Here is a 21358-nt window from a genome sequence, read left to right as displayed (position 1 = left end):
TGGAAGCCTGACTGGCCTGGCGGTCAGTGTTGCGGCAGCCGTTCGCGGCAGACTCAGGTCGCCACCGGGGCCGGGCAGCATGCTGTGCGGATGCGGCGGGCGTTTGAGAGCGATGGAACATGCTCGATCGCCCAATTGATCTCCTCGCCGTTCGCGGCGTCGACCATCGGGATACGGGCCGTCTCCAGGCCCGGATACACTTCGATCGGACCACGCTTCAGCCGCCGCGCCCATGCGAGCAATCTGGGAATGGTAAGAATGAGCCCGATCTGTCCGATGAGCTGGAAGACCACCCGCTTCGGTCCAAGCGGGCTCCTGCGCATGCTCAGAAAAGCGCGCAGCGTATTCCACGGGTTGTAGAAGGCGGCATACGCCTGCAGGATGTTGATCTGTTGTCGCCAGGGCCGAGCATGCCGCGAGGCGAGCACGTGATTGCCGTCCTGATACGCCTGCGGAATGTCCCGATCTCCGACCCGCTTGAAGATCGTCCCGGTCTTGGCCGCAGGTTCGATATCGCGTGTCCCGACGGCGGGCCCCAGATAGGTGCATTGGTAGGATATGGCCCCCTGATCGAACAGGTAGCGGGCCTGGTCGAGCAGCCCCGATAGATCGCCGTTTCGGGAGTGCAGCGGCTGGGTGTCGTTGTGGATCATCATCGTCATCGGTTCGATATCCAGCTGGTGCATCAGGGCGAAGAGGTCGGCGGTCTTGTTGGCGGTCTGGCCCTTGTTCACCAGTGCCGCGGTGATGTCTTCGATACCGAACCAAATGGCGGCCAAGCCTCCCGCACGGGCCAGCGGAAGCAGGTCGCGATTCCTGTAAACGTCGAACTCGGTAGCCTCGGTGTTGAACCGGATGCGGGTCGATAGCGGCTGTCCGGCGATGCGGGTGCGGGCTAGCTCTGTCATGAGGTCGATCACGGTCTGACGGTCATTGAAGAAATTGTCGTCGGTGCTGAAGAAGATGGCAATGCCGAAGCGCTCGTAGATGTGGGCGATCTCCGCCGCCAGGCGCTTGGGACTCTTGTGTCGCCAGGTGCGTTGATTCGCCGCAGGGATACAGCAGTAGGGACAGTTGAAGCGGCAACCTTGGGTCGAGATGACTGAGGCGATGGGTGAGAACTTGCCGACCCGTTCCGGTGCACACGGATCCGGAGAGGCCGTCCGATGGCGGTGCGGTGGCTCGAGCATCCGGTAGCCCGCGTCGGGCATAGGCAGTTCGTCCAAGTCGCGCAGGAGCCGCTGCACACCGGTGTTCACGGCTACGGGCTTCTGCGGAGACGCATCCGGGGAGAGGTAGACCAACCCCGGCACCTTCGTCAGCAGGCCGGCCAGCCGAGCCCGCTGGTAGGCCTCGCGCGGGCTCTCGCCGGCATGACGAACCGCGAGAATGGCGTGCAGCAGATCCAGGAGCACGAACGCCTCGCCGGTCACCACGCAATCGGCACCGATACCCGGCTCGGGACCGAGCTCGAAGAAATCCGCGGGTTCGTAAACGGCTTTGGGACCGCCGGCCAGAATGAGCGGCCGGGCGTCGCCCATCCGGTATGCATCGCGAACCAGAGTGTACGCCCGCTCGGCATGCACCTGCATGGACGACACCATGAGGATGTCCAACGGCCTGCCGTTCAGCCGCATCAGGCTGGGAACAACCCGCGGCGACCATTGCTGCAACACGATACGGAGATTGGTGAAGTGAGCCGCATGCAGCACGTCAGCTAGCAGCCGGACGGAACACGGCGCCATGCGCTTGTCGGCGTACCAGAACGGTAGCATGTGTGTGCGGGAATCGAAGGCGTAGAAGATCCCGACGGCCAGGTCGCGTGCATCAGTATACTGGCGAATGGTATCGATCTTGCCCTGAAAGGCTCCATCCGGCAGGTACACGTCACCGCGTTCGCGGCGCGGTAGTTCCATAATGCCTCCTTGCACTCAGCGCAGTCTCAGTCTTGGGCCTGCATCGGTATCCTGGACATCGAGCGTGGCGTTCGTCATCGCTCGCGACACCGCTTCATCGAGGAGCAGCAGGATCTTGCCATCGTGAACGATGGCCGTGTCGTTGGCCTCAGCGCGATCCACGGAGAGCCTCCAGCCGCCCGGCTTGCGCGTGAATCTCATCGCCTCGTTCTTGCCGGCTTTCTTGCGCGTCAGCTTCCGCGTCAAGCGCTCGCGTGCGGCAGGCGTTACGGTCAGCATTGGACTATCCTCCAGCAAAGCACTCTGTTGCAGACTACACACTCCTTCGAGAGAAGGCGTTCTGCCCTGTCATGACGGTCTCCATCCTGATCTACAGGAAGACCGCTTCCCGTGGAGAATCAGCTTACCCAGGGGCCACTCCCTCACTCCACACCTCCGCCGCGACCGGTTCCGCGAGCAGGAATACCTGAACCACCGTCCCGGTCATGAACACTTCCACCACCGTTCCCGCCGCCGTCTCGATCTCGGCGGTCGCGTCGCAAACACGAACGCCGGTGATTCGCTCAATCTCCGTCCGCAGCGGTTCGAATGCGGCGGCAAACAGCTGCCGGTGAAGCTCCCGTAGCTGAGCGGCGCCCGTCGGGTTTGCGGCCAGGGCCTTCTCGGCCGACGACAAGGCACCGCGCAGGGTGATGACCAGCGTATCCTGGCCAAGAATGACGTTCACCGCCTTGGGTGCGTGGCCCGTCCTCTGTCTCTCGAAGGCGACCGCCACTTCGGCAATCTGCCTCGCCATGGTCGGTCCGGACTCGTCCATCGGGTCATTCCTGATGGCGGCGAGCGAGCCGCGTCACCGCACGAAAAAAGCCGACGTGGTAGAACACCCCGAGGTGCTCAGCCACGTCGGCTTACTCTTCGCCGGGCCGCCCGGCCCTTACCGGGTTGCCCTTCATCCAGTCATCCGACGACTGCAACTCACGTCATGATCAGTGCCGTGCCAGCCCCAACATGCCCTCAGCATACAGAACCGCGCGGGGAAAGCAAGAGGATTCGACTTTTTGAATTTCCCCGCGCATCTGATACCATGTTTCACGGATCGCCGGGAGCCCGATGATCCGTTCTGTCGCCGTGCACAGGGTGTTCCCGCTGTGGCCCCCTAACCGAAGTGTGAGACGCGTTCGAGGTTTAGGATGAAAACGCAAGGCGAGATCGAAGCAGCGATATGCGATGGAATCAGCCGCTTTGAGCAGGAGTACATGGGCCGGGGGCCCAGGGAGATCCGCACTCACCTGATCAATGATCTCCTCGTCGTCCGTCTTCAGGGGGTTCTGACTGCGGCCGAGCAGCAACTGGCCAAGTCGCTTCCCGCCGAGAAGGGCAGGGACCTGCTCAAACAGGTCCGGATCCAGTTGATCGAGACAGCGCGGCCGGTGTTGGAGGCGATGGTCCAGGAGATCACCGGCGTGAAGGTCGTGAGCCTGCATCGCGACATCAGCACCGTAACGGGCGAGGAGGTCGTACTCCTCACTCTGGCCGAGTCGCCGATCTTCCGCGAACCGAAAAAGAAGTAGCATCCTCCACAGATGACCCGAAGATGCCCCGCGAGTTCCCAAAGAAAAGGCCACTGCCGTGGCCTTCTCGTGTCCCACAGTCTAGCGGATCAGTAACGCCGGCCCCCACCGCCGCCGTAGCCGCCACGACCGCCGCCGCTGCGGGTCTCGCGGGGCTTGGCTTCATTGACCTTTAAGGCACGTCCACCCTGATCCTGGCCATCGAGCGCCGAGATGGCCGCCTGGGCCTCCTGATCCGAAGCCATTTCGACAAAACCGAAACCCTTGCTTCTGCCCGTCGTGCGATCCATGATCACTTCCGCGCTCTGGACCGTTCCGTGCGCCGTGAACAGCGCCTCAAGCGATGAAGCAGTCATGTCATAGGTCAGGTTTCCGACATAGAGTTTCTTGCCCATGGTGAGTCTCCTATCCGAGGGCATCGCGACCCGTATTTCAATCTCCGGGTCGAACGAGAAAGGGGCCGACATTCAGCCCCAGGGAGGAAGGCGAACGAGAAGGGTGCGAAAACGATCGTATCCGGCTCTTTCGACGAACCAACCAACGGCAGTCTACACGGATGGCCATCCCAAGTCCAGCCCACCGGCGATCCGGCCCACCGTGAAGAGTACGGACCGCCGTTTGCCTCTGCCCACGTGGGTCCGGCTGGAAGCCGCGGCTGCTCAGTGGTTCCTCATCACGATGATGCCGATCAGCGCGGCCGCCTGGACGACGGCGATCGTCCAGAACACCCGCCGGAACGCCCGATCGCGGGTCTTGTGTCGCAACAGCTGCTGGGCGACCAGCGCCCCGGGAGTGCCGCCTACCGCTGCCAGCAGGTGCAGCACGGACTCGCGAACGCGACGCCCCCCGGTGCGAGCCATGGCCTTGTCGTACCCATAGCACGCCAATGTGGCGCAGTTCACACCCAGCAAGTACACTTGCAGGACAATCACTCTCCGCTCCCCCACGCTTTGCCCATATCAGGGTTCGGCTCCCTGCCGTGAGGCAGACATCGCCGCGCACAAACCGGCTGCAGCGCCTGCAGTTGCCAAAGCTTCTCCGCATCTGAATAGGCTTGATCGCCAAGGCGGGCTATCTGACCTGCAATCCGTGTGAATGTGCACGCGTCCAAGAGTCACCACTTTCCGCGGGCTGCTCACCCGGTCAATGCGAAGTGGTGAGTCGCACCGATCCGGGGAGCGTCATCGGCCATCGCCGAAACCCGCGCTGTTATTCTCTCAAGAAAAGCTGTGTTCAGTCAACCGCCCGGGGAACGAAACACGTGCCGCGTCACCTCGGGCCAGTCCCCCTCGTCCCGGACGGGCCGGGTCAACTTTGTCGCATAGTCTCTGGACAGCCCGCTCTCGTGCCGAGCATACACCGCGACTTCGAGAAACTTGGCCGAAATCGCCGCGTCGTGACACACGTAGCAGTCCGCGCAGGGGCTCGGCAGTGCGGGCAGGGGCTCGCGACCTGCCAGGTCTTCGGCGAATTGCCCATCGGATAACGACCAGTTGCTGAAGTCACCGGTCTACTCCATCGCCGCCCTTGGTATGACAAAGTAATATCGACATCTTACCACAGGAAAGCCGAGAGCGGGCAACTTCCTTATCACCAGCCCCCGGCCCGCGAGCACGAACGCCGCTCGGTCTTCTCGGTCGCAAGGTGCGGGCTATCAAGTACCACCGTGTACGTTCGCCCTCGGGCAATGACCCGGCCGCATGTTTCGCAGAAGGTGTCCTGCGGTTCGGGAAGCTCGTCGCCCTCGAAGCCGACAATGTACTGCGTCACAACCGCCGCGTTCCGGCAGTTGGGACAGCCGTTGCCATCACCGCCGAGCGTGGATTCCACCTTCCTCAGTCGCTGGTCAATTGGCACGCTCGACACCTCCGCTTAACCGTGCTTCGACGTCCTCCAACCGCTGAAGAATATCCACCTGGATCGCCGGCCCCAAGAGCCGATTGAGAACCTCGCGCGCCGCGACGGTATCGCCATCCTTCGCTGCCGAGACCAACTTCCTCACCATCTCCTTGAGGTCGGACGCCTTCACGGTTCGCAGGAGCACCGACCGAAGGGCCGCAACCTTTTTTGCGAAAGGGTTCCCCTTGGCCACGCGGTTACCAGGAAGGAATTTTCCGCCCGCATCCCGATCGGTGCCGTGAACCGCCCTTGTTGACGGTTGGGCAATACTGCCCACACCTGTGGCGTCGCTGTCACTCATTTTCCACCTCGTTTTCCTCGATCCGCCGGATGGCTTCTTTGGCCTCGGCGGGTAGGGATGGCCACCGTTCTAGCACTATGGACAAGGTCTCGTCATTCGCGTACAACTGCGTAGGGAAAGGCGGACCGGCGGGATTGACCGTCCCTAAGTCGTTGTTATTAAAATAGTTATCGGCAGCGACGCGCAGATTCGTGCTCTGCGTCGACGACCCCGAAGGCGAGTGCCAGGAGTCCCAGTCATGGCGGGCTTCGGTGTCCAAGAATCCACCGCTCAGGGAGCTCAACTCCATGAGGCAGCGCGCCTTCCGAGCCAGCGAATCCCACCTTTCCCGATTCGATCGCTCATCGCCTGTCTGGCGGTAACAGCTCTGCTCTTCGCCGCTCTGGCCTGGCACTTGTGGACCTCCTATCGTGGCGTTCAGAAGACGCTGGAAGAGGATTTCAGCATCCAGCGACTCAGTGGCGTGGTCGTCCATCTCGATGAGGTGCTGACCATGTCCGCCCGCATGGCCGCCGCCACAGGCGATCCGCAGTGGGAGAGGCGCTATCGGGTATACGAACCTCAACTGGACGCCGCCCTCAAGGATGTAATGCGCCTGGCTTCCGAGGCCCTCACGAGGGACGCGGTAAGCCGGACGAACGCCGCGAACCTCAGACTGATCGAGATGGAGAACAAGGCCTTCTCCCTGGTGCGCGACGGCCGCCGCGACGAAGCCGCGGCCGTCTTCACCGGCCGGGAGTATGAGGATCAGAAGCAGGACTACTCCCAGGGCATGAAGGAGATCACCACCGTCCTGCAGGATCGTGCTGCAGCCAGCCTCCACGGCCGACGCCGCGAGCTATACCTGGGTTTCGTGGTCGGGCTGGCCACCCTGACCATCGTGGTGATGATCTGGGTCAGTGTGCTGCGCGGCGTCAGGCGACACATAGCCGAGCGTAGGCGGGCGGAGCGGGAATTGGAGAGACACCGCGAGCATCTCGCGGAACTCGTGGAGGAACGGACGACGCAGCTGACCATCGCCAACGAGGAGTTGGCGCGGCACGCGCGGGATCTGGCTCAGGCCGAGGCCCGGTACCGAGACCTTTTTGAAAATGCTCCGGATCTCATGGCTGTGCTTGAAGCACCCAGCGGACAGGTATTAGAATGCAATACCACCCTCGTCGGGGCCTTGGGGCTCCGCAAGGAAGACATCGTGGGGCGCCCGTTTCTGGACCTCTATACCCCGGAGTGCCGGGCTCCGGCGGCGGACACGTTTGCGGCCTTTGTGCAGACGGGCCACGTGTCCAACGCGGAGCGGACGCTGCGCCGGGCTGACGGGAGCCTTCTGGAGGTTCTGGTGCAGGCCTCACCCATCCGGGACGGTTCCGGCAGGATCATCGCCGGCCGCTGCACGTGGCGGGACGTCACCCGGCTCAAGCAGGCGGAGCGTGAGGTGGCGAGGCAGGTCGCGGCGCTGGCTCGGTCCAACGCTGAGCTGGAAGAGTTCGCCTACGTGGCATCCCACGATCTCCAGGAGCCACTGCGCAAGATCCTGGCCTTCGGTGACCGTCTGAAGGCCACCTGTGCCGAGGGCCTGCCGGGTCAGGGGCCCGACTACATGGGGCGTATGCTCAATGCCGCTCGGCGCATGCAGACCCTGATTGATGATCTCCTGACCTTCTCACGGGTGACAACCCAGGCCCGGCCGCACGTATCCGTCGACCTGAACGAAGTCCTGGGCGAAGTTCTGTCCGACCTCGAGGTGCGCATCGAGCAGTCTGAAGCCCAGGTGGAAGTGAGTGCCCTTCCGACCGTCCAGGCCGATCCGACCCAAATGCGGCAGCTGTTTCAGAACCTGGTCGGCAACGCCCTCAAGTTTCGCCGGAGGGAGGTGAGCCCGCGGATCCGGATCTGGGCCGAGTCGGTCGGCGTCATGTCCCGAATCAGCGTGGAGGACAACGGCATCGGTTTCGAGGAGAAGTACGCCGAGCGGATTTTTGGCATCTTCCAGCGACTGCACGGACGGGGCGAATACGAGGGAACGGGCATCGGCCTGGCGGTTTGCCAGAAGATCGTGAAGCGCCACGGCGGGGAGATCGTCGCCCGAGGCGCACCCGACCGCGGTGCGACCTTCATCGTGTCGCTTCCGATCGAGCACGGAGGGAGTTCAACATGAGTACGGGAGCCAGACCCATTTCGATCCTGATGGCCGAAGACGACCCGGAAGACGTCATGCTGGTTCGAGACGCCCTGGCGGAGGCGCGGTTGTCCAACGACCTGCGGTGCGTATCCGACGGCGAAGAGCTGATGGACTACCTCAAACGTCGGGGCAAGTACGCCGACCCACAGACGGCACCACGCCCCGGCATCATCCTCCTGGACCTGAACATGCCGAAGAAGGACGGCCGCGAAACCCTCAGAGAGATCAAGAACGATCCCGCCCTTCGAGCCATTCCGGTCATCGTGCTCACCACGTCCCACGCGGAGGAGGACATCATCCGCAGCTACGGCACGGGAGCCAATTCCTACATCACTAAACCCGTGACGTTCGACAAGCTGGTCGAGATCGTGCGCTTCATCGGCCGGTACTGGTTTGAGATCGTCGCACTGCCATCCGAAGGAGAGCTGAACGATCATGATCCGACGTGACTGGAAGGTGCTGCTGGTCGACGATGACCCGGATGATCACGTTCTCATCCGCGACATCGTGCGAGCGATGGGTTGTGCTTTTGACTGGGCGGATCGGTATGAGCGCGGCCTCGAGCGAATTGCCCAGCGGCAATACGACGTATGCCTCATCGACTACCGCCTGGGCGACCGCGACGGCCTCGAGTTCATCCGCGAGGTCCTTGCCCGGGGCTGCCAGACGCCGATGATCCTGCTGACCGGCCAGGGCGATCTGCTCATCGACATGAAGGCGATGGAGGCCGGGGCCGTCGACTACCTGGAAAAGGGCCGTGTTGACCCGGCCCTCCTCGAACGATCGATACGTTACGCGATCGACCGCAAGCAGACCGAAGCCGTTCTGGCCAATCGGGCGAAGGAACTCGCCTATACGAACGCGACGATCAGGGAGTTTGCGGACGTGGCAGCCGTCGAGTTCCGGGCTCCGCTCCAGGAGATCACAGAAACTCTGCACGACCTGCAGTCCCGGTACCGAGGACAGCTGACCCCGGAGGCCAAAACTGTCCTCACCCGGGGAATCGAAGCCGCGAAACGCATGAGGAGACTGGTCGACGAGCTCACCGCACTGTCGGGCGCGGCGGCCGAAGAGGCGACCCCGCGATTGCCCGAAGATTAGGCGGGCCAGGGAGGACGACAGGAAGCCACACCCTCCCTGCGACCTCAACGATGACGGCCGTAGATCGAGAGCAGTCATCATGACAGATCGAATGAGCGAGACCCAGATCGGCCGGCTGGCCGTGACCCGAAGACTCATGACTCAACGGGAGCTTGACGCCTGCCTGCAAAAGCAGCACGAGCTTGCCCGCGGTGCTACCCATGTCAGCCTGGCGGAGGTAATGCTCAAGGCTGGACTGCTGACCCGTCGTCAATTGCAGCGTCTGGGTATGGAGCAGGAGGAACCGATCGCGGACGAATCACGGTTCTTTCCCGGCTACCAGGTTCTCGCCAAGCTCGGAGCCGGGGCCACCGCCAGAGTATTCAAAGCCAGACAGTTGAGCCTCGATCGCATCGTGGCGATTAAGGTCCTGACCCGAAAGCTGGCCGACAAGCCGGAGTTCGTTGAGCGTTTCCACGAGGAGGGACGCGCGGCGGCCAAGCTGAGCCACCCGAACATCGTGCAGGTCATCGATGTCGACACCACGGAAGGGTACCATTACCTTGTTCTGGAGTACATTGATGGCAAATCGGTGGGAGAGGAGTTGTCGGCAGGGAAGGTCTATGCGGAGAAGGAGGCCCTCGAGATCGTCGTCCAGGTGGCCCGCGCCCTGGAGCATGCCGCGGCTCGTGGTTTCGTCCACCGGGACGTCAAGCCGTCGAACATCATGCTGACGAAGGACCGCACGGCCAAGCTGGCGGATCTCGGCCTTGCCCGGCGCACGACGGATGTCAAGGCGGCAACGGCCGAACTGGGCCGAGTCTACGGTACGCCCGACTACATCAGCCCGGAGCAGATACGCGCGAACAGCGACATCGATTTCCGCGCAGACATCTACTGCCTAGGCGGGACCTTCTACCACATGATCACCGGACGCGTGCCTTTTGATGGGCCTGTACCCGCCACAATCATGCGCAAGCACCTCCACGCGCGATTGGTGCCGCCAGATCACGTGCGACCTTCCCTGTCCACGGGAGTCGGAGAAGTCATAGAGACGATGATGGCCAAGGATCGAGCGGACCGATACGCCACGCTGGGTGCCTTGATTCAAGATCTCGAGGCCCTGGCTCGAGGCGACCCTCCCGTGCACGCGCAAACCCACGACAAATCCAAGTTGCTGACCCGGCTAGATGAGACAGGCGAGCGGGCCCCCGACAACCGTCCGGCCGCCGGTCAGGACCAGGAAACCTCGCCTTCCTCAATCCCGCTCATGTGGTTCCTGGTGGTGGTCATGGTTGGCGGCGTTTCGCTGATCCTGAACGTGATTCAGTGCGTCGTCCGTTAGGCCGGCGTCGACTCTGGGCGCGCAGCCGTTCGATGGCACGGGCATCGATGGGGGCCAGAAACTGAGCAATGAACCGCCAGGCCTCCACCTTGCGGGCTGCCCAGTCCGCGTAGTCTGCAGGCGTAGCGGGCGCGGGAGGTGGAGCCTCACCAAAGAACACGGCCTGCTCGGTCAGCTCCTCGTACGGCCGGCGCCCGGTGCAGAGCTCCTCGGCCGGAACGGCAAAGGCCACGAGCTCCCACGCGGGAACCCGGCCAACCGGATCACACGGGCCGTACGTATGCCCGTGAATCCGCAACAGGGTCTGTCCGCGACCCGGCAGATCCGGATCGAAAACCAGCTCGGCAAGGTCGTTGTGGATCCTGATGCGGCGGGTAATCCTGGCCACGTGCCTTCTCCTCCCCGGTCCCCACCACCACGAACCACCGGGTACACACAAGCTATCGTTCTGGTCGGCGACGTCAAGAGCCCGTGAGTGCGGCCGCACGCCCCTGTTTTGCCATGCCAAGATGGTTTGAGAGCCCCTCTCCCCTCCTCCAGAGGTACACACCGAGCCGGACACCCAGCTCGAGGCGCCACCCGGCGGCCACGCGCGCACCCGGGGCAATCCCGTGGCCTCCTGAAGTGGATGGTGCTCCGCAGAGCGGTTTGCGTCCGTTCTCGGCCTCATGCTTGCCAGCCGGGCCACCTGGCTCACGTCGACATCGGCCCTCACACCCTCCGAGCGACCCAGCACGTCCCACGAGATCATCCGCGAAGAGGATACGGGCAGAGCCACACTGCGAGGGAGAATGAGGGCATACCTTCTCCCTGGTCGCGACGCGCGGCCGTTGACTACACGTACTCGATAGTTGCCGGAGGTTTCGGCGTGAGGTCATACAGGCAGCGGTTCACTCCCGGGATGGCCGTAATACGCTCGCAGATCCGTGTCAACTTCTCCCAGCCAAGACGCGTCACCGCCGCTTCGCGCGCGTCCTTGCTCTCCACGCATCGCACCACGACGATGTGCCCGTACTCCCTCTTGTTGTTACGGATGCCCGTCGCTCGATCGTTCAGCAGGACGGCCAGGTACTGAAACGCTCCGCATTCGCCAAGCTCCTCTTCCACGATGGCCGTCGCCGCTTGCACGACGTCCAGGCGTTCGCGTGTAACCTCTCCCACGATTCGCGCTGCCAGCGCAGGGCCGGGAAACGGCATCCGTTGCCAGATCTCCGGCGGAAGACCCAGGACCTTGGCCACCTCGCGAACGTCGTCCTTCCGGAGTGTCTTGAGTGGTTCCAGCACCGCGTATCCATAGGCCCGCTCCGTGGAAATCCCGAGCTGTTCGAGAATGTTGTGTTGGCGTTTGATGCCCGCCACGGTTTCTTCAATGTCCGTGAGAATCGTGCCGTGCAACAGGAATTTCGCCCCCGATTCCTTGACGAGGCGGGAAAACACCTTGGAGTAGAAAGTGCTCGTGATGGCCTCACGCTTCGCCTCCGGGTCCGCGAGGCCCGCCAGGGCTCCCAGGAACTCCTCACGGGCGTTCACGGACTCGACGGGAACTCCGATATTCCGAAAGGTCTTGAGGACTCGTTCAGGCTCGCCTTGACGCATGAGGGCGTTATCGACGAAGACGGTCTTCAGCCGATTGCCCAGCGCCCGATGCCCCAGCGCCGTAACGACGGAACTGTCCACACCGCCGCTCAAAGCGTTGATCGCAATCGCCGAGCCTACGGTTGCCTTGATCTCACTGACCCTATCCTCAACGAACTTCCGGTAATCCATGGCCACTCCTGTCAGGGTAATGTCTCCGCCCGGCGTCTGCCGAGCCGCCGCCATCGAGTCTCTTCTCCCTTTCCGGGCAGTACATCTCCGCAGCGAACGTCGCGGTCAGCCGATCGTCGCCCCAATCCACCAACCACGACGCGAATACTACCACAGGCCGGCCGGGAAAGCGCATGTGCCAAGCAAGCGTGGACACCAGTGAGCGACATGCGAGCAAGCGGCCCGCCGCCACGCGAGACCTGTCGACCAGAGAAACCCAGCGTCGTCCTCATCTTGGTTCGGATCAAGCACCGACAAGCTCACAAGGGAGTGCCACCAGCGGCAGCACGTCACCACATCCGGAACCGTCGTCTGAAAGACAGAATCAGCTGAACTTGTTGCCGGACAAGGCGTTAGGAGAACTCAGCGGTCTTCTGTTCGACCCGGCGAGATCACGCCGTGCAGCACGTGGGGCAGGCGCGCGTGGTGTCGCTGACGCTGCAGAGCCGGCTCGGACATACCCGCCCGCAGTCGGTCACCCGGCGATGTCGCCCGGACGCACGCCATCTCCAGGTGGGCCATGAAGTGCCTGCGGGGGAGGGCGCGGCGAAAAGGATTGACCGACCGGTCCATCCGATCCAATAGCCGCTACTCCTCCGGCAGGCGTTGGCCCTTGGTCTCGGGAGCCCAGATCAGCACCACCAGTCCAGCGAAGTAAACGGTGCTCACAACCACGGCACCAACGCGGAAGGGATGCTCGAACTGCAGCGCGGCCAGCCATTCGCGAATCTGGTTGCTCGATAGCATCACGATCGCCGCCGACAGGCGGGCAACGTTGTACCCGAAGGCGGTACCCGTCGAGCGCAGGCGCGTGGGAAAGATCTCAGGAAAGTAGACCACGAAGCCGCCCATGATGCTCAGGCTAAAGAAGCCCATGATCGGTAGCACGATGTAAGCCTTCAAGCCCGAGTCGAGGGTCAGAAAGACGTAGGTGATCAGAACAAATGAGATGATGAACGCCCCCCCAAAGGTCTTCCGCCGGCCGATGCGATTGGCGACCGGGGCAAAGCTCAGAATACCCAGAAAGCCACCGATATCCTGGAACAGGTTGCCCAGGAACCTGGTCTGGCCGATTCTCGCCGTCATGGCCGCCCGCTCGGCGGCGGGCAGATTCTCGATGCCTCCCGCGGGCATCAGGGCATACGTGATCAGTTCAGGCGACCAGAACGCGACGCCCCAGACACCCACGATACCCGCCGTGGCCATGCTCACCGCGACAATCGTGTTCGTCCGCCACCGGCGATCGCGGAACAGGCTGCCCAGGTCACCAAGCTGACGTTCCAGGTTCTCTGCGGCCGTCCGTCGGGCTTTTTGCCACCTCTCGGATTCCTTAAGCGTCTGCAGAACCAAGACCACCAGCAGGGCCGGCAGCGCCCCGACGAAGAACGCCAGTCTCCAGCCAGGTATGCCCCCGCTGCCGGACAGTCCGGCCAGATACAGTCTGCCTGGATCGAAGACCCGCGAGCCGATCGCCAGGCCGATCATGTTCCCCAGCACCGACAGCGCCGAGAACAGCCCCAGGCAGGTGGAGCGGGAGTGATCAGGCATGGTTTCAGCAATCAGCGTGGCGGCGGCCGCAAACGCTCCACCAATGCCGCTGCCCATCAGGAATCGGTAGAGACAGAAATCCCACCCCGTCGTCGCAAGGCCGCAAAGACCGGTGAACAGGGAATAGACCAGGATCGACGCCGACAACGTTCTGACGCGCCCCCAGCGGTCGCCTACCACGCCGAAGAACAAACCGCCGACCGCCCAGCCGATCATGGTGGCCGCGGTGGCATAGGTGCCGTAGTCGACCACCAGGGCATTCTTCTCCGGCAAGTTGAGCAGTTGCGACAACGCGGGCGATCGAACCATGGTAAACAGCCGCTGGTCCATGCAGTCGAACAACCAGGCCATCGCTCCAACCACAAAGACCCACCACTGATACGGAGTGACCCCCTGATACCACGCCAGCCTGGGCAATCCGTCCATCCCCTGGTCCGATCGATCATCCATCGCGAGTCTCCTGCGAGAGGCCTCAACGCGCCAGCTCCATCTCGGGGCCGCGCCCAGAGTTCCTAGAGGGCGAGGCCTCCGCCCTCACCCGACATACCGCCGCCACAACCGTCCAGCCTCCTCCGGTCCATCCACACAAGTCATCACCGCCAGTCCCTCCTTCGGCAGCCGGGTGAAGATCCGGTCCAGCTCGTTGTCGCTGAGGTGCCCCCAGATCAAGAGCGGCTTGCGAGCGAGGATTCTGCGGTGCACCGGCTCCAGTGCCGCGACATCCGGCCCGCCCTCGTCCACGTGCAATTCCAGGGCCGTGAAGGGCATGTCGAGGTAGGAATCCGTCGGCACGAACGCGGTCGGGTGCTGGTGCATGATACAGCCGGTGAAGGACTCGGCGATCCGCTGATCGTGCTGGCGGATAAATCGGCCGTACAAACCAGGGGACAGCAGGGCGGCCGAGTCCTCCTGGTGCCATATGGTACCTTCAGGAGCCCACATGTGGTAATAAAAGGACCCGACACCACCATGAAACGGCGGCACATGCTCGAGTTGCATTCGGCCACAGGCAATCCAGAAATCGGTCAGCCGGCGGCCGATCTCGATGATCTCATCCGGACGATCCATCATGGCGTAAATGAAAGCAGCCCCGCCGTAGAGGGCCGAGAGCAGATCGGCAATGCCTCTCATCCGCGTGGTACCAATCGGCCATCGCCCGGCGCTCCGCGCGGCCAAGCGATCGATGAACTCCACAACCTTGCGCATCCAGGGAGCGGAGGCATCGAACCGGGGGACGCTGTCCGGCCCGTTGAAGCCCGCCGGCGGCTCGGACCGGATCGAACCCGTGCTGTGATCGGCGATAATCGGGCAGCCCATGGCGGCCTCCAGCCACGGGATGCCCCAATAAGCAGTGGCACTCCAGATGAAGTCGCCCCCGCAAGCCTCATGTTCGGCATATAGCCGCTCGCAGTCATGGAGATACGGCCCGACGTCGACGTCCTCCGGCGTCAGCGGCCGGCCGCCGGGCAGGAACCGCGCCGCCGAGTAACGAAGGAGGGGATACTCGCTGCCAACGAAGAAACCGAACAACGGCCGGTCGTTCGCCCGGGCGTAGAACCGGCGAAACCGATCAACACGATCCTCGATCGGCAGAACCGGCGCCCCACGCGGCACCTCGTCCCTCGCCAGCGAACACTCGGCAGGCATCGTGTTCACCTTCCCGCAGCCGCCAGGCTTGCCCTCGCGCCTTCATCGAGAAACACGTTATCCAAGCCGAGGGCGATCAGCGTGTAACCCTCATCAATCGCCTTGCGGACGTTCTGCTCGTTCGGCCGGACAATATGCATGCCGGCAGCCATCCGGTGACTCCTGCAGGCGGCACGGTAAGTGTCCAGCGCGGCGACCATCTGCGGATGATCGACCTGGCCGGTGATCCCCATCGAACCGCTTAAATCGAGCGGCCCGATGAATACCCCGTCAACGCCGGGCACTCCGAGGATCGCATCGATGTTCGCAATCGCGTCCCTGTGCTCGATCTGCATCACCATGGCGATCTCATCGTTGGCCGAGGCGATGTACTCAACAAATTCCATTCCATGCATGTTGGCCCGGCTGTATCCGTAACCGCGGGCCCCGCGGGGCGGGTACTTGCTCTCGCGAATGGCGGCCTCGGCTTCCCCGGCGGTCTTGACCATCGGGATGATGATCCCGCGGGCTCCGGCATCCAGCGTGCGATGGATCCACACCGGATCATTGAGCGGCAACCTCGCCACCGGCACACAGTCGAAACCATCAAGAGTACGGAAGATGTCCGCCGTCGTCTCCAAATCGATCGCACCGTGCTCCAGGTCAACGCAGACCCAGTCAAATCCGGCCCGGGCAAAGACCTCGGCACAGGCTGGATGGCCAATCTGCATCCATGCTCCAAGACACAGCTTGCGCTCGAGCAACGCCTGACGCAGCTTGTTCTTCACGATCACCTCCCTCGGATCACCGCCGGGTTGAGCAGATCCATCTCGCCGACCCGGCCGGCCTCGGCCAAATGGATGTTCCGCAGAGCCCTCTCACGAGAGTGTTCAAACGCACTCCAGGTCCACCACCCCGGATAGGCGTCGGGCATGAGCGCTGATGATGGCGTCCAGAGCGACATCCTGCGGCAGGAACACGCCGTTGCCGTCATCCCATGAAGCCGTAGCGTCATCGAGGATCATCCACAGGGCGGTGCCCGCCAATGGTCCGCCGCTGCTCGCCGACGCTTCACACGAAGCGTAGTAGAGATCCTGGAAAAACCGTTCGCGAACGGTGGTCGGCCCTCCGGAGGGGCCTGTGCCGTGGTTGTCGCGCGGAACGCCATACTCGTCAACCATCAGCGGCTTGCCCAGCACATCGTGGGCATGGTCGATGCGCTGCTGGAGAAACTGCCGGGCCTTGGCCATCGCCCATGTCGTGTGGCCGATCGGATCCCAGCCCCAGTTCAGGGGCCAGATGTGACAGCTGGCATAGTCCACAGAGGGATGCAGATGGTTGTCGATGAAGTCCTGTCCGCAAGCGCACATCCAAAGGTCCGTATTGCATTCGGCATGGCCTGTGTTGTAGAAGCCCTCGATGCCAGTACTCACCATGTGGTTCGGATCGACGCTCTTGATGTACGCGCTCATCTCGCCGATCCAGTCGTTGAGGGCTCCGGCCAGGTTCCAACTCGAACGGGCCTCGTTCGCCAATTGCCATGCGAAGATCGTCGGTTCGTCGCGGTACATCCGGCCGTTGACCGTGTTCACACGATGAACAAGGAGGGCGATGAAGTCCTTGAACCAGCCGCGGATGGTCGAATCCGTGTAGAACGCGTCGTGGCGAACCGAGCCGTACCGCCAGACTGTGTAGCGGTTCATACCGCCGTAGTCATCCCAGTTGTTGACCAGCGTGAGCACCACCCGGATGCCGCGGGCATCGGCGGCCGCCAGGGTCTGATCCAGAGCCATCAGCGTGGCCGAGTCAATGAAGTCGATCGGGCGCTCCCTACGACCAAGCCGCCGATGGGGCGCACACTGCAGGCACCCACCCTGCTCAACCTCGTCCTGGAACGCCCAGGTCCGCAGCACGGTCATCGAGCGAGCCTGCATCTCATCGAGTATCTCGTCCGCCCCAGCATGACCGGTCCGGCGATGGATCATCTGGTAGTAGCTGTTGGCACCGGCGACATGAATCCGCTGCCCGTTGAGCAGGAAATGCAGGCCGTCACGCCGCACGAAGCCGCGGTTCTCGGCCAACACCTTCGCTGAGTTGCTGCTCGATGCTGCCATGACCTGTGGCGTGCCCACGAGCGACGGTGTGATCCGGCGGTCACCTCACGCGAGGCGTCTCCTCGCCCACCGTCCTTCAAAGCCAGAGTCGCCACCCGAGGTGGCACATCCCGCGGCAGACGGACCTCCCCCCATCCCAGGTCACCAGCCTACCGACATCGTCAATCCAATGCACCTCGGCACCATGCTGCGCAGACCGCCAACCCGACGCCGCGGGCTGAAACACGGCCCGCCGCAATTGGCTGCCGCGGCCACGTCACAGACCGGATGCCTCGTTGTTTCCAGGAGAGCGAAGGTCGAACTGACTCGAGACCGGCACGTAGCAGGGTAAACGTCCCTGTAACCCAAGCACCGGTCCGCCCCGCTGACCCGAAAACAAGCCCGGTCGCCGCTCGACCACCTCGCCCCCAGCCCCAAGTACACCAGGTCCAGAGCACCACCGGGAGACCGCGGGGGATCAGCGTGCCCCCCGCTCACGGGTCATGGGTACGAACGAAACCGGGATGATCCGCTGCTCGTGACGGCCGCCATCGGCCCGCTTGGTCAGAAGGATCAGTTGCTGGACATGGCCGGCTTCGCCCAAGGGCATCACCAGACGACCTCCCGTCTTGAGCTGTTGCCAGAGCGGAGCGGGCACCTCCGGCGCGGCACAGGTGATCGTAATCGCGTCAAACGGTGCCGCTTCGAGCCAGCCCTTGTACCCGTCCCCCGCGCGGCATTTGACTTCTTCGTAGCCCTGTTCGAGCAGTGTTCGCCGAGCTCTCTCGGCCAAAGGCTCAACAATCTCGATCGTGTAGACCTCCGATGTGAGGTGAGCCAAGACGGCCGCCTGATAGCCCGAACCCGTGCCGACTTCCAGAACACGTTCGCCTGAGCGCAACCCGATGGCTTCCGTCATCAAGGCAACGATATAAGGTTGCGAGATGGTCTGGTCATGGCCGATGGGCAAGGGCCCATCATGATAGGCGGACCGACGCATCCGTTCGGGGATAAACAGATGGCGAGGGACGATCGCCATCGCCTCCAACACTCGCTCATCGCGAATGGCTTCTCGACCGTCAACGGGCTGCCGCAACTGCGTTTCCACCATCTCGGCCCGCTCGCGGACCCGCTCGGCCGATCCCGGCGGCGGCTTTCGAGCCGTGGCCCCATGATCGAAGGCCGGAGCCGTGTCGTGAGCAGAACCGGCCGCCGTGGATGTTGAGGCTCTTGAACGGGATCGAGACGGATCGGACTGCTCCCGGCAGGCGGTAGTCAGTACGATCAACAACCCACATGCAGCCCATGTGCGTCGCGACCTCGCGTGATCCAATCGGCTTCTCGGGACGATGCGGCTTCCGGGGAAGGGCTTGCACATGATGGTACCCTGCCAGATGAGACCTGCTGAACTCCATTTTAGAGAGTGGCTGCCTGGACTGCCACTCCGCCGGTGGACTGCCGGATGACGGCGGCCAGCCACATCCTGACGCGTCACGAGAAGCTCCCCGACGCCTGAATCCACGCCCTGGCTTTCGTATGGCTACCGCCTCTTCCCTCTATGCTGCACCGGCTCGCAGCTAGTTCCCCAACGACTCGCCTTGATGCCCGGCCCGGCCTCGCCGTCGCCATGCCTGGAGAGACCCCACGTCGAATACGCGGCTCGTCGATTCAGTCACCCGCGTGGATGGCCCCGGCGTATCCCCGATGGCATAAGCGATGGATACTCCGCCACTTAGCGTGCGGCACGGACCGGCCGGCAGGCGCCGCCAAGATCACGGCAAAAACCTGTTGACAGGTTCGCAATCGCCTGATATCTTAATGCAAAAGCGGTTTAGCAGAATGCCGTGCTCATCTTCAAGGCTAACCGATGACGGGAAGTGAGTCCTGGCGTGCGGAACCCTGATTCCAAGTCCGTCACTTCTGAGCAGATTGCCAGCAAGCTGAAGCTCTCCCCGACCACCGTTTCGCTGGTGCTCAACGGCCGGGGGCAGGCTCATCGCATTTCGGACCGGACCGCGCGGCGCGTGCTGGCGACCGCCCGCAGGATGAACTACCGCCCAAACCCCATCGCCCGGCAGCTGGCCGGCAAACGAAGCAACGCCGTGGGCGTGCTCATCAATACCGAGGCGGTGGTTGACGTTCGCATCATTCAGTGGATGGAACGACGGGCGGCCGACCGCGGGATCCGCTTCATTGTCGGTCACGCCATTGGATCGCGCGAGCGCGTTCGCGACTACCTTGACGATTTTCGGGCCCGCGGCGTGGACGGCGTGATCAGCATCTTCCACAACCACCCGGACTACGCCGCATTCGTCCAGCCCGCCCTGGCCCGGTTCGGGAACGTCGTGTATTACGAGAAACCCGGAGTGCTCAAGCGAACCCAGGCAGAACGGGCCTGTTATGTGGAGGCGGATTTCCGAGAAGTGGGTCGAGCGGGCGTCAGGCACCTGCTTGAAAGGGGCCGCCGGCGCATCGGCCTGGTCATGAGCAACCTGGTGTTTCCCTACGCCGTCCAGCGGCACGAATCCTACCGGGAGTCGCTGGCTGCGGGAGGACTTGACTACGATGAGCGGCTGGTGTGGGTGCTCGGCGAGCGAACCGCTGCCGGATGGATGGATCCGTTTACCCCCGACCTGGCCCAGGCGGCCGTGGACCACCTTGTCCTCGACCAGAAAGTGGACGGAATTGTAGCCGTCAACGACGCCTACGCTGCTCGTATCATGGCCGCCCTGCGCCATCGCGGCCGGCGCGTGCCCGAGGACGTCGCCGTCGTGGGTTGTGACAATCTGGACATCAGCACGCTGGTGGATCCGCCCCTGACGACAATTGACCTTCGCGTGGAGGAACTGGCTCGAGCAATGACCTCACTGCTGTTTGAAATGCTGGATAAGGGTACCGTGCCCGCAAATCGCCGGGCGGTCGTGATCCCGCCCCAGCTGGTGATTCGGGCTTCGAGTTAGCGTAGCGGATAGCGTCTGTCCGTCATCACTGGCCATTGAGGAGGATTGAACATGTCTGGAAAGAACTCTTGGGTGGCTTTGGCTGTCGTCACACTGGCCGCGGCCTGCCCGGCACTGTGGTCGTACGCCGGGGAACTCGAACAGCGGTCGAACCCGGTTCCCGATGATTCGATCGTCATTGACGGGGCGTTCACCGACTGGGCGGAGGTCGTGCCGTTTTCTCCCGATCCGGCGGGCGACGCCGTCGCCGGCTCCAATGACTGGGTCCAGGCCTGGATGGCTCACGACGACACTCACCTCTTCTTCCGGTTCGAGCGGGCGGCGGGCAGCCTGCCGCTGACTGACGCCGGCTATCGCGTCATCCTGGACACCGACGAGAACATCGCCACCGGCAGGAACCTCCTTGGGAGCCTGAGTCTTTCGGTCGGCGGCGAGTTCACTTCAAACAGCGCCGTGAGCGTCAATCGGTGGCCGCCGGGGGCATCCACCTGCACCTCCGGCCTGGGCGGCTTCGCGTTCGTCGCCACCTCGGTGCAGTCGCCGTCGGTCTTCGAGGCCCGTGTTCTGCGCTCCGCGCTGACTACCGACTACACCAACGCCGCCGCGCCGCCTGCGACGGAGTTTCGCTTCGTGTGCTACGGCTACACGGGCGGCACGTTCACGGACATTTACCCCGACGGGGGCTATGCGGGCGGTACGGACTACTTCCACTACTCGACCACCGGGGCAATACCGCCGGAAAGCCGGCCGACCGGGATGGTGGAGTCGTTCTCCAACCCGGTGGCCTCCGGCGCCATCACCATCAACGGCGATCTGTCGGAATGGGCGAGCGTCGCGCCCTACCCGGACGATCCGACGGGCGACGGCGATCGCGATTTCAAGCAGATTACCATCGCCCACGACGATACTTACTACTACTTTCGCCTGGAGGCGGCGGCGAACAGCCCCAGCGGACTCGATGACGGGACCGGCTGGTTCTGGATCATGATTGACACGAATCCGGCCGTTGCCCAGTGGACGGGTTGGAATTCCAC

At 63.2% G+C, this 21358-nt stretch carries 21 protein-coding genes; 7 read left to right on the top strand and 14 right to left on the bottom strand.

All coding sequences use genetic code 11. The annotated features are described in order from the left end of the window. Positions 1-53 precede the first annotated feature (53 nt). The 3 genes from KA354_17000 to KA354_16990 form a co-directional block, all read right to left on the bottom strand. Entirely contained in the window at positions 54-1916 is a 1863-nt protein-coding gene (locus KA354_17000) for a radical SAM protein (GenBank protein MBP7936340.1), read from the bottom strand. A gap of 15 nt (positions 1917-1931) precedes the next feature. Continuing rightward, positions 1932-2195: a hypothetical protein gene (locus tag KA354_16995; protein MBP7936339.1), complete on the bottom strand. Its 264-nt coding sequence runs from the start codon at positions 2193-2195 to the stop codon at positions 1932-1934. A gap of 124 nt (positions 2196-2319) precedes the next feature. Then, positions 2320-2733, bottom strand: a complete 414-nt coding sequence (locus KA354_16990; protein MBP7936338.1) for a DUF2294 domain-containing protein — start codon at positions 2731-2733, stop codon at positions 2320-2322. Between the two features lie 373 nt (positions 2734-3106). Between KA354_16990 and KA354_16985 the strand changes: the two genes are divergently transcribed. Further along, complete coding sequence (locus KA354_16985) at positions 3107-3487, top strand: DUF2294 domain-containing protein (GenBank protein MBP7936337.1); 381 nt, start codon at positions 3107-3109, stop codon at positions 3485-3487. An 89-nt stretch (positions 3488-3576) separates the two neighbouring features. Here KA354_16985 and KA354_16980 read toward each other — a convergent pair whose 3' ends face one another. The 4 genes from KA354_16980 to KA354_16965 all read right to left on the bottom strand — a co-directional run bounded on the left by KA354_16980 (position 3577) and on the right by KA354_16965 (position 5687). After that, positions 3577-3882 carry an RNA-binding protein gene (locus KA354_16980; protein MBP7936336.1) on the bottom strand — a complete coding sequence of 102 codons (306 nt, stop codon included), beginning with the start codon at positions 3880-3882 and terminating at the stop codon, positions 3577-3579. A 264-nt stretch (positions 3883-4146) separates the two neighbouring features. Further along, the gene (locus KA354_16975; protein MBP7936335.1) at positions 4147-4347 is read right to left on the bottom strand and encodes a DUF1294 domain-containing protein; all 201 of its coding nucleotides are present in this window, start codon (positions 4345-4347) and stop codon (positions 4147-4149) included. A gap of 730 nt (positions 4348-5077) precedes the next feature. Beyond that, on the bottom strand, positions 5078-5344 hold the full coding sequence (locus KA354_16970; protein ID MBP7936334.1) for a hypothetical protein: 267 nt from the start codon (positions 5342-5344) through the stop codon (positions 5078-5080). Beyond that, positions 5334-5687, bottom strand: coding sequence for a hypothetical protein (locus tag KA354_16965; GenBank protein MBP7936333.1), 354 nt, complete (start codon positions 5685-5687; stop codon positions 5334-5336). Before KA354_16965 ends, KA354_16970 begins: the two co-directional genes overlap by 11 nt. 238 nt (positions 5688-5925) lie before the next feature. On the opposite strand from KA354_16965, the gene KA354_16960 reads away from it, so the two are divergent. The 4 genes from KA354_16960 (at position 5926) to KA354_16945 (ending at position 10291) form a co-directional block, all read left to right on the top strand. Continuing rightward, entirely contained in the window at positions 5926-7842 is a 1917-nt protein-coding gene (locus KA354_16960) for a PAS domain S-box protein (GenBank protein MBP7936332.1), read from the top strand. Positions 7843-7871: 29 nt separating this feature from the next. Further along, positions 7872-8315 (top strand): response regulator, encoded by a 444-nt coding sequence (locus tag KA354_16955; GenBank protein ID MBP7936331.1) that lies wholly within the window; start codon positions 7872-7874, stop codon positions 8313-8315. After that, positions 8302-8967, top strand: a complete 666-nt coding sequence (locus tag KA354_16950; protein ID MBP7936330.1) for a response regulator — start codon at positions 8302-8304, stop codon at positions 8965-8967. Before KA354_16955 ends, KA354_16950 begins: the two co-directional genes overlap by 14 nt. Before the next feature lie 79 nt (positions 8968-9046). After that, positions 9047-10291 (top strand): serine/threonine protein kinase, encoded by a 1245-nt coding sequence (locus tag KA354_16945; GenBank protein MBP7936329.1) that lies wholly within the window; start codon positions 9047-9049, stop codon positions 10289-10291. On the opposite strand, the gene KA354_16940 is transcribed toward KA354_16945, so the two are convergent. The 7 genes from KA354_16940 to KA354_16910 all read right to left on the bottom strand — a co-directional run bounded on the left by KA354_16940 (position 10236) and on the right by KA354_16910 (position 18742). Further along, the gene (locus tag KA354_16940) at positions 10236-10679 is read right to left on the bottom strand and encodes a hypothetical protein (protein MBP7936328.1); all 444 of its coding nucleotides are present in this window, start codon (positions 10677-10679) and stop codon (positions 10236-10238) included. The two genes, KA354_16945 and KA354_16940, sit on opposite strands and share 56 nt — an antisense overlap. A 446-nt stretch (positions 10680-11125) precedes the next feature. Continuing rightward, entirely contained in the window at positions 11126-12058 is a 933-nt protein-coding gene (locus KA354_16935) for an ExsB family transcriptional regulator (GenBank protein MBP7936327.1), read from the bottom strand. A 627-nt stretch (positions 12059-12685) separates the two neighbouring features. Beyond that, positions 12686-14095, bottom strand: a complete 1410-nt coding sequence (locus KA354_16930; GenBank protein MBP7936326.1) for an MFS transporter — start codon at positions 14093-14095, stop codon at positions 12686-12688. A gap of 84 nt (positions 14096-14179) precedes the next feature. After that, on the bottom strand, positions 14180-15292 hold the full coding sequence (locus tag KA354_16925; GenBank protein MBP7936325.1) for a hypothetical protein: 1113 nt from the start codon (positions 15290-15292) through the stop codon (positions 14180-14182). Between the two features lie 5 nt (positions 15293-15297). After that, the gene (locus KA354_16920) at positions 15298-16059 is read right to left on the bottom strand and encodes a 2,4-dihydroxyhept-2-ene-1,7-dioic acid aldolase (protein MBP7936324.1); all 762 of its coding nucleotides are present in this window, start codon (positions 16057-16059) and stop codon (positions 15298-15300) included. A gap of 102 nt (positions 16060-16161) precedes the next feature. After that, positions 16162-17385 (bottom strand): cellulase family glycosylhydrolase, encoded by a 1224-nt coding sequence (locus KA354_16915; GenBank protein MBP7936323.1) that lies wholly within the window; start codon positions 17383-17385, stop codon positions 16162-16164. Positions 17386-17842: 457 nt separating this feature from the next. Then, positions 17843-18742: a protein-L-isoaspartate(D-aspartate) O-methyltransferase gene (locus KA354_16910; GenBank protein MBP7936322.1), complete on the bottom strand. Its 900-nt coding sequence runs from the start codon at positions 18740-18742 to the stop codon at positions 17843-17845. Positions 18743-19253: 511 nt separating this feature from the next. Between KA354_16910 and KA354_16905 the strand changes: the two genes are divergently transcribed. Both KA354_16905 and KA354_16900 read left to right on the top strand, forming a co-directional pair. Then, positions 19254-20324, top strand: coding sequence for a LacI family DNA-binding transcriptional regulator (locus KA354_16905; GenBank protein ID MBP7936321.1), 1071 nt, complete (start codon positions 19254-19256; stop codon positions 20322-20324). A 51-nt stretch (positions 20325-20375) separates the two neighbouring features. After that, on the top strand, positions 20376-21358 hold a 983-nt coding region (locus KA354_16900), incomplete at its 3' end, for a hypothetical protein (protein ID MBP7936320.1).

It is taken from the genome of Phycisphaerae bacterium, assembly GCA_018003015.1.
Lineage (GTDB): Bacteria > Planctomycetota > Phycisphaerae > UBA1845 > PWPN01 > JAGNEZ01.
Note: the sequence above shows the minus strand (reverse complement) of the source record. Positions and strands in the feature narration are given on the sequence as shown.

Coding starts and splice junctions, on each gene's coding strand:
- KA354_17000 (MBP7936340.1), bottom strand. CDS start 1,916: ATGGAACTACCGCGCCGCGAACGCGGTGACGTGTACCTGCCGGATGGA.
- KA354_16995 (MBP7936339.1), bottom strand. CDS start 2,195: ATGCTGACCGTAACGCCTGCCGCACGCGAGCGCTTGACGCGGAAGCTG.
- KA354_16990 (MBP7936338.1), bottom strand. CDS start 2,733: ATGGACGAGTCCGGACCGACCATGGCGAGGCAGATTGCCGAAGTGGCG.
- KA354_16985 (MBP7936337.1), top strand. CDS start 3,107: ATGAAAACGCAAGGCGAGATCGAAGCAGCGATATGCGATGGAATCAGC.
- KA354_16980 (MBP7936336.1), bottom strand. CDS start 3,882: ATGGGCAAGAAACTCTATGTCGGAAACCTGACCTATGACATGACTGCT.
- KA354_16975 (MBP7936335.1), bottom strand. CDS start 4,347: ATGGCTCGCACCGGGGGGCGTCGCGTTCGCGAGTCCGTGCTGCACCTG.
- KA354_16965 (MBP7936333.1), bottom strand. CDS start 5,687: ATGAGTGACAGCGACGCCACAGGTGTGGGCAGTATTGCCCAACCGTCA.
- KA354_16960 (MBP7936332.1), top strand. CDS start 5,926: ATGGCGGGCTTCGGTGTCCAAGAATCCACCGCTCAGGGAGCTCAACTC.
- KA354_16955 (MBP7936331.1), top strand. CDS start 7,872: ATGGCCGAAGACGACCCGGAAGACGTCATGCTGGTTCGAGACGCCCTG.
- KA354_16950 (MBP7936330.1), top strand. CDS start 8,302: ATGATCCGACGTGACTGGAAGGTGCTGCTGGTCGACGATGACCCGGAT.
- KA354_16945 (MBP7936329.1), top strand. CDS start 9,047: ATGACAGATCGAATGAGCGAGACCCAGATCGGCCGGCTGGCCGTGACC.
- KA354_16935 (MBP7936327.1), bottom strand. CDS start 12,058: ATGGATTACCGGAAGTTCGTTGAGGATAGGGTCAGTGAGATCAAGGCA.
- KA354_16930 (MBP7936326.1), bottom strand. CDS start 14,095: ATGGATGATCGATCGGACCAGGGGATGGACGGATTGCCCAGGCTGGCG.
- KA354_16925 (MBP7936325.1), bottom strand. CDS start 15,292: ATGCCTGCCGAGTGTTCGCTGGCGAGGGACGAGGTGCCGCGTGGGGCG.
- KA354_16915 (MBP7936323.1), bottom strand. CDS start 17,385: ATGGCAGCATCGAGCAGCAACTCAGCGAAGGTGTTGGCCGAGAACCGC.
- KA354_16910 (MBP7936322.1), bottom strand. CDS start 18,742: ATGTGCAAGCCCTTCCCCGGAAGCCGCATCGTCCCGAGAAGCCGATTG.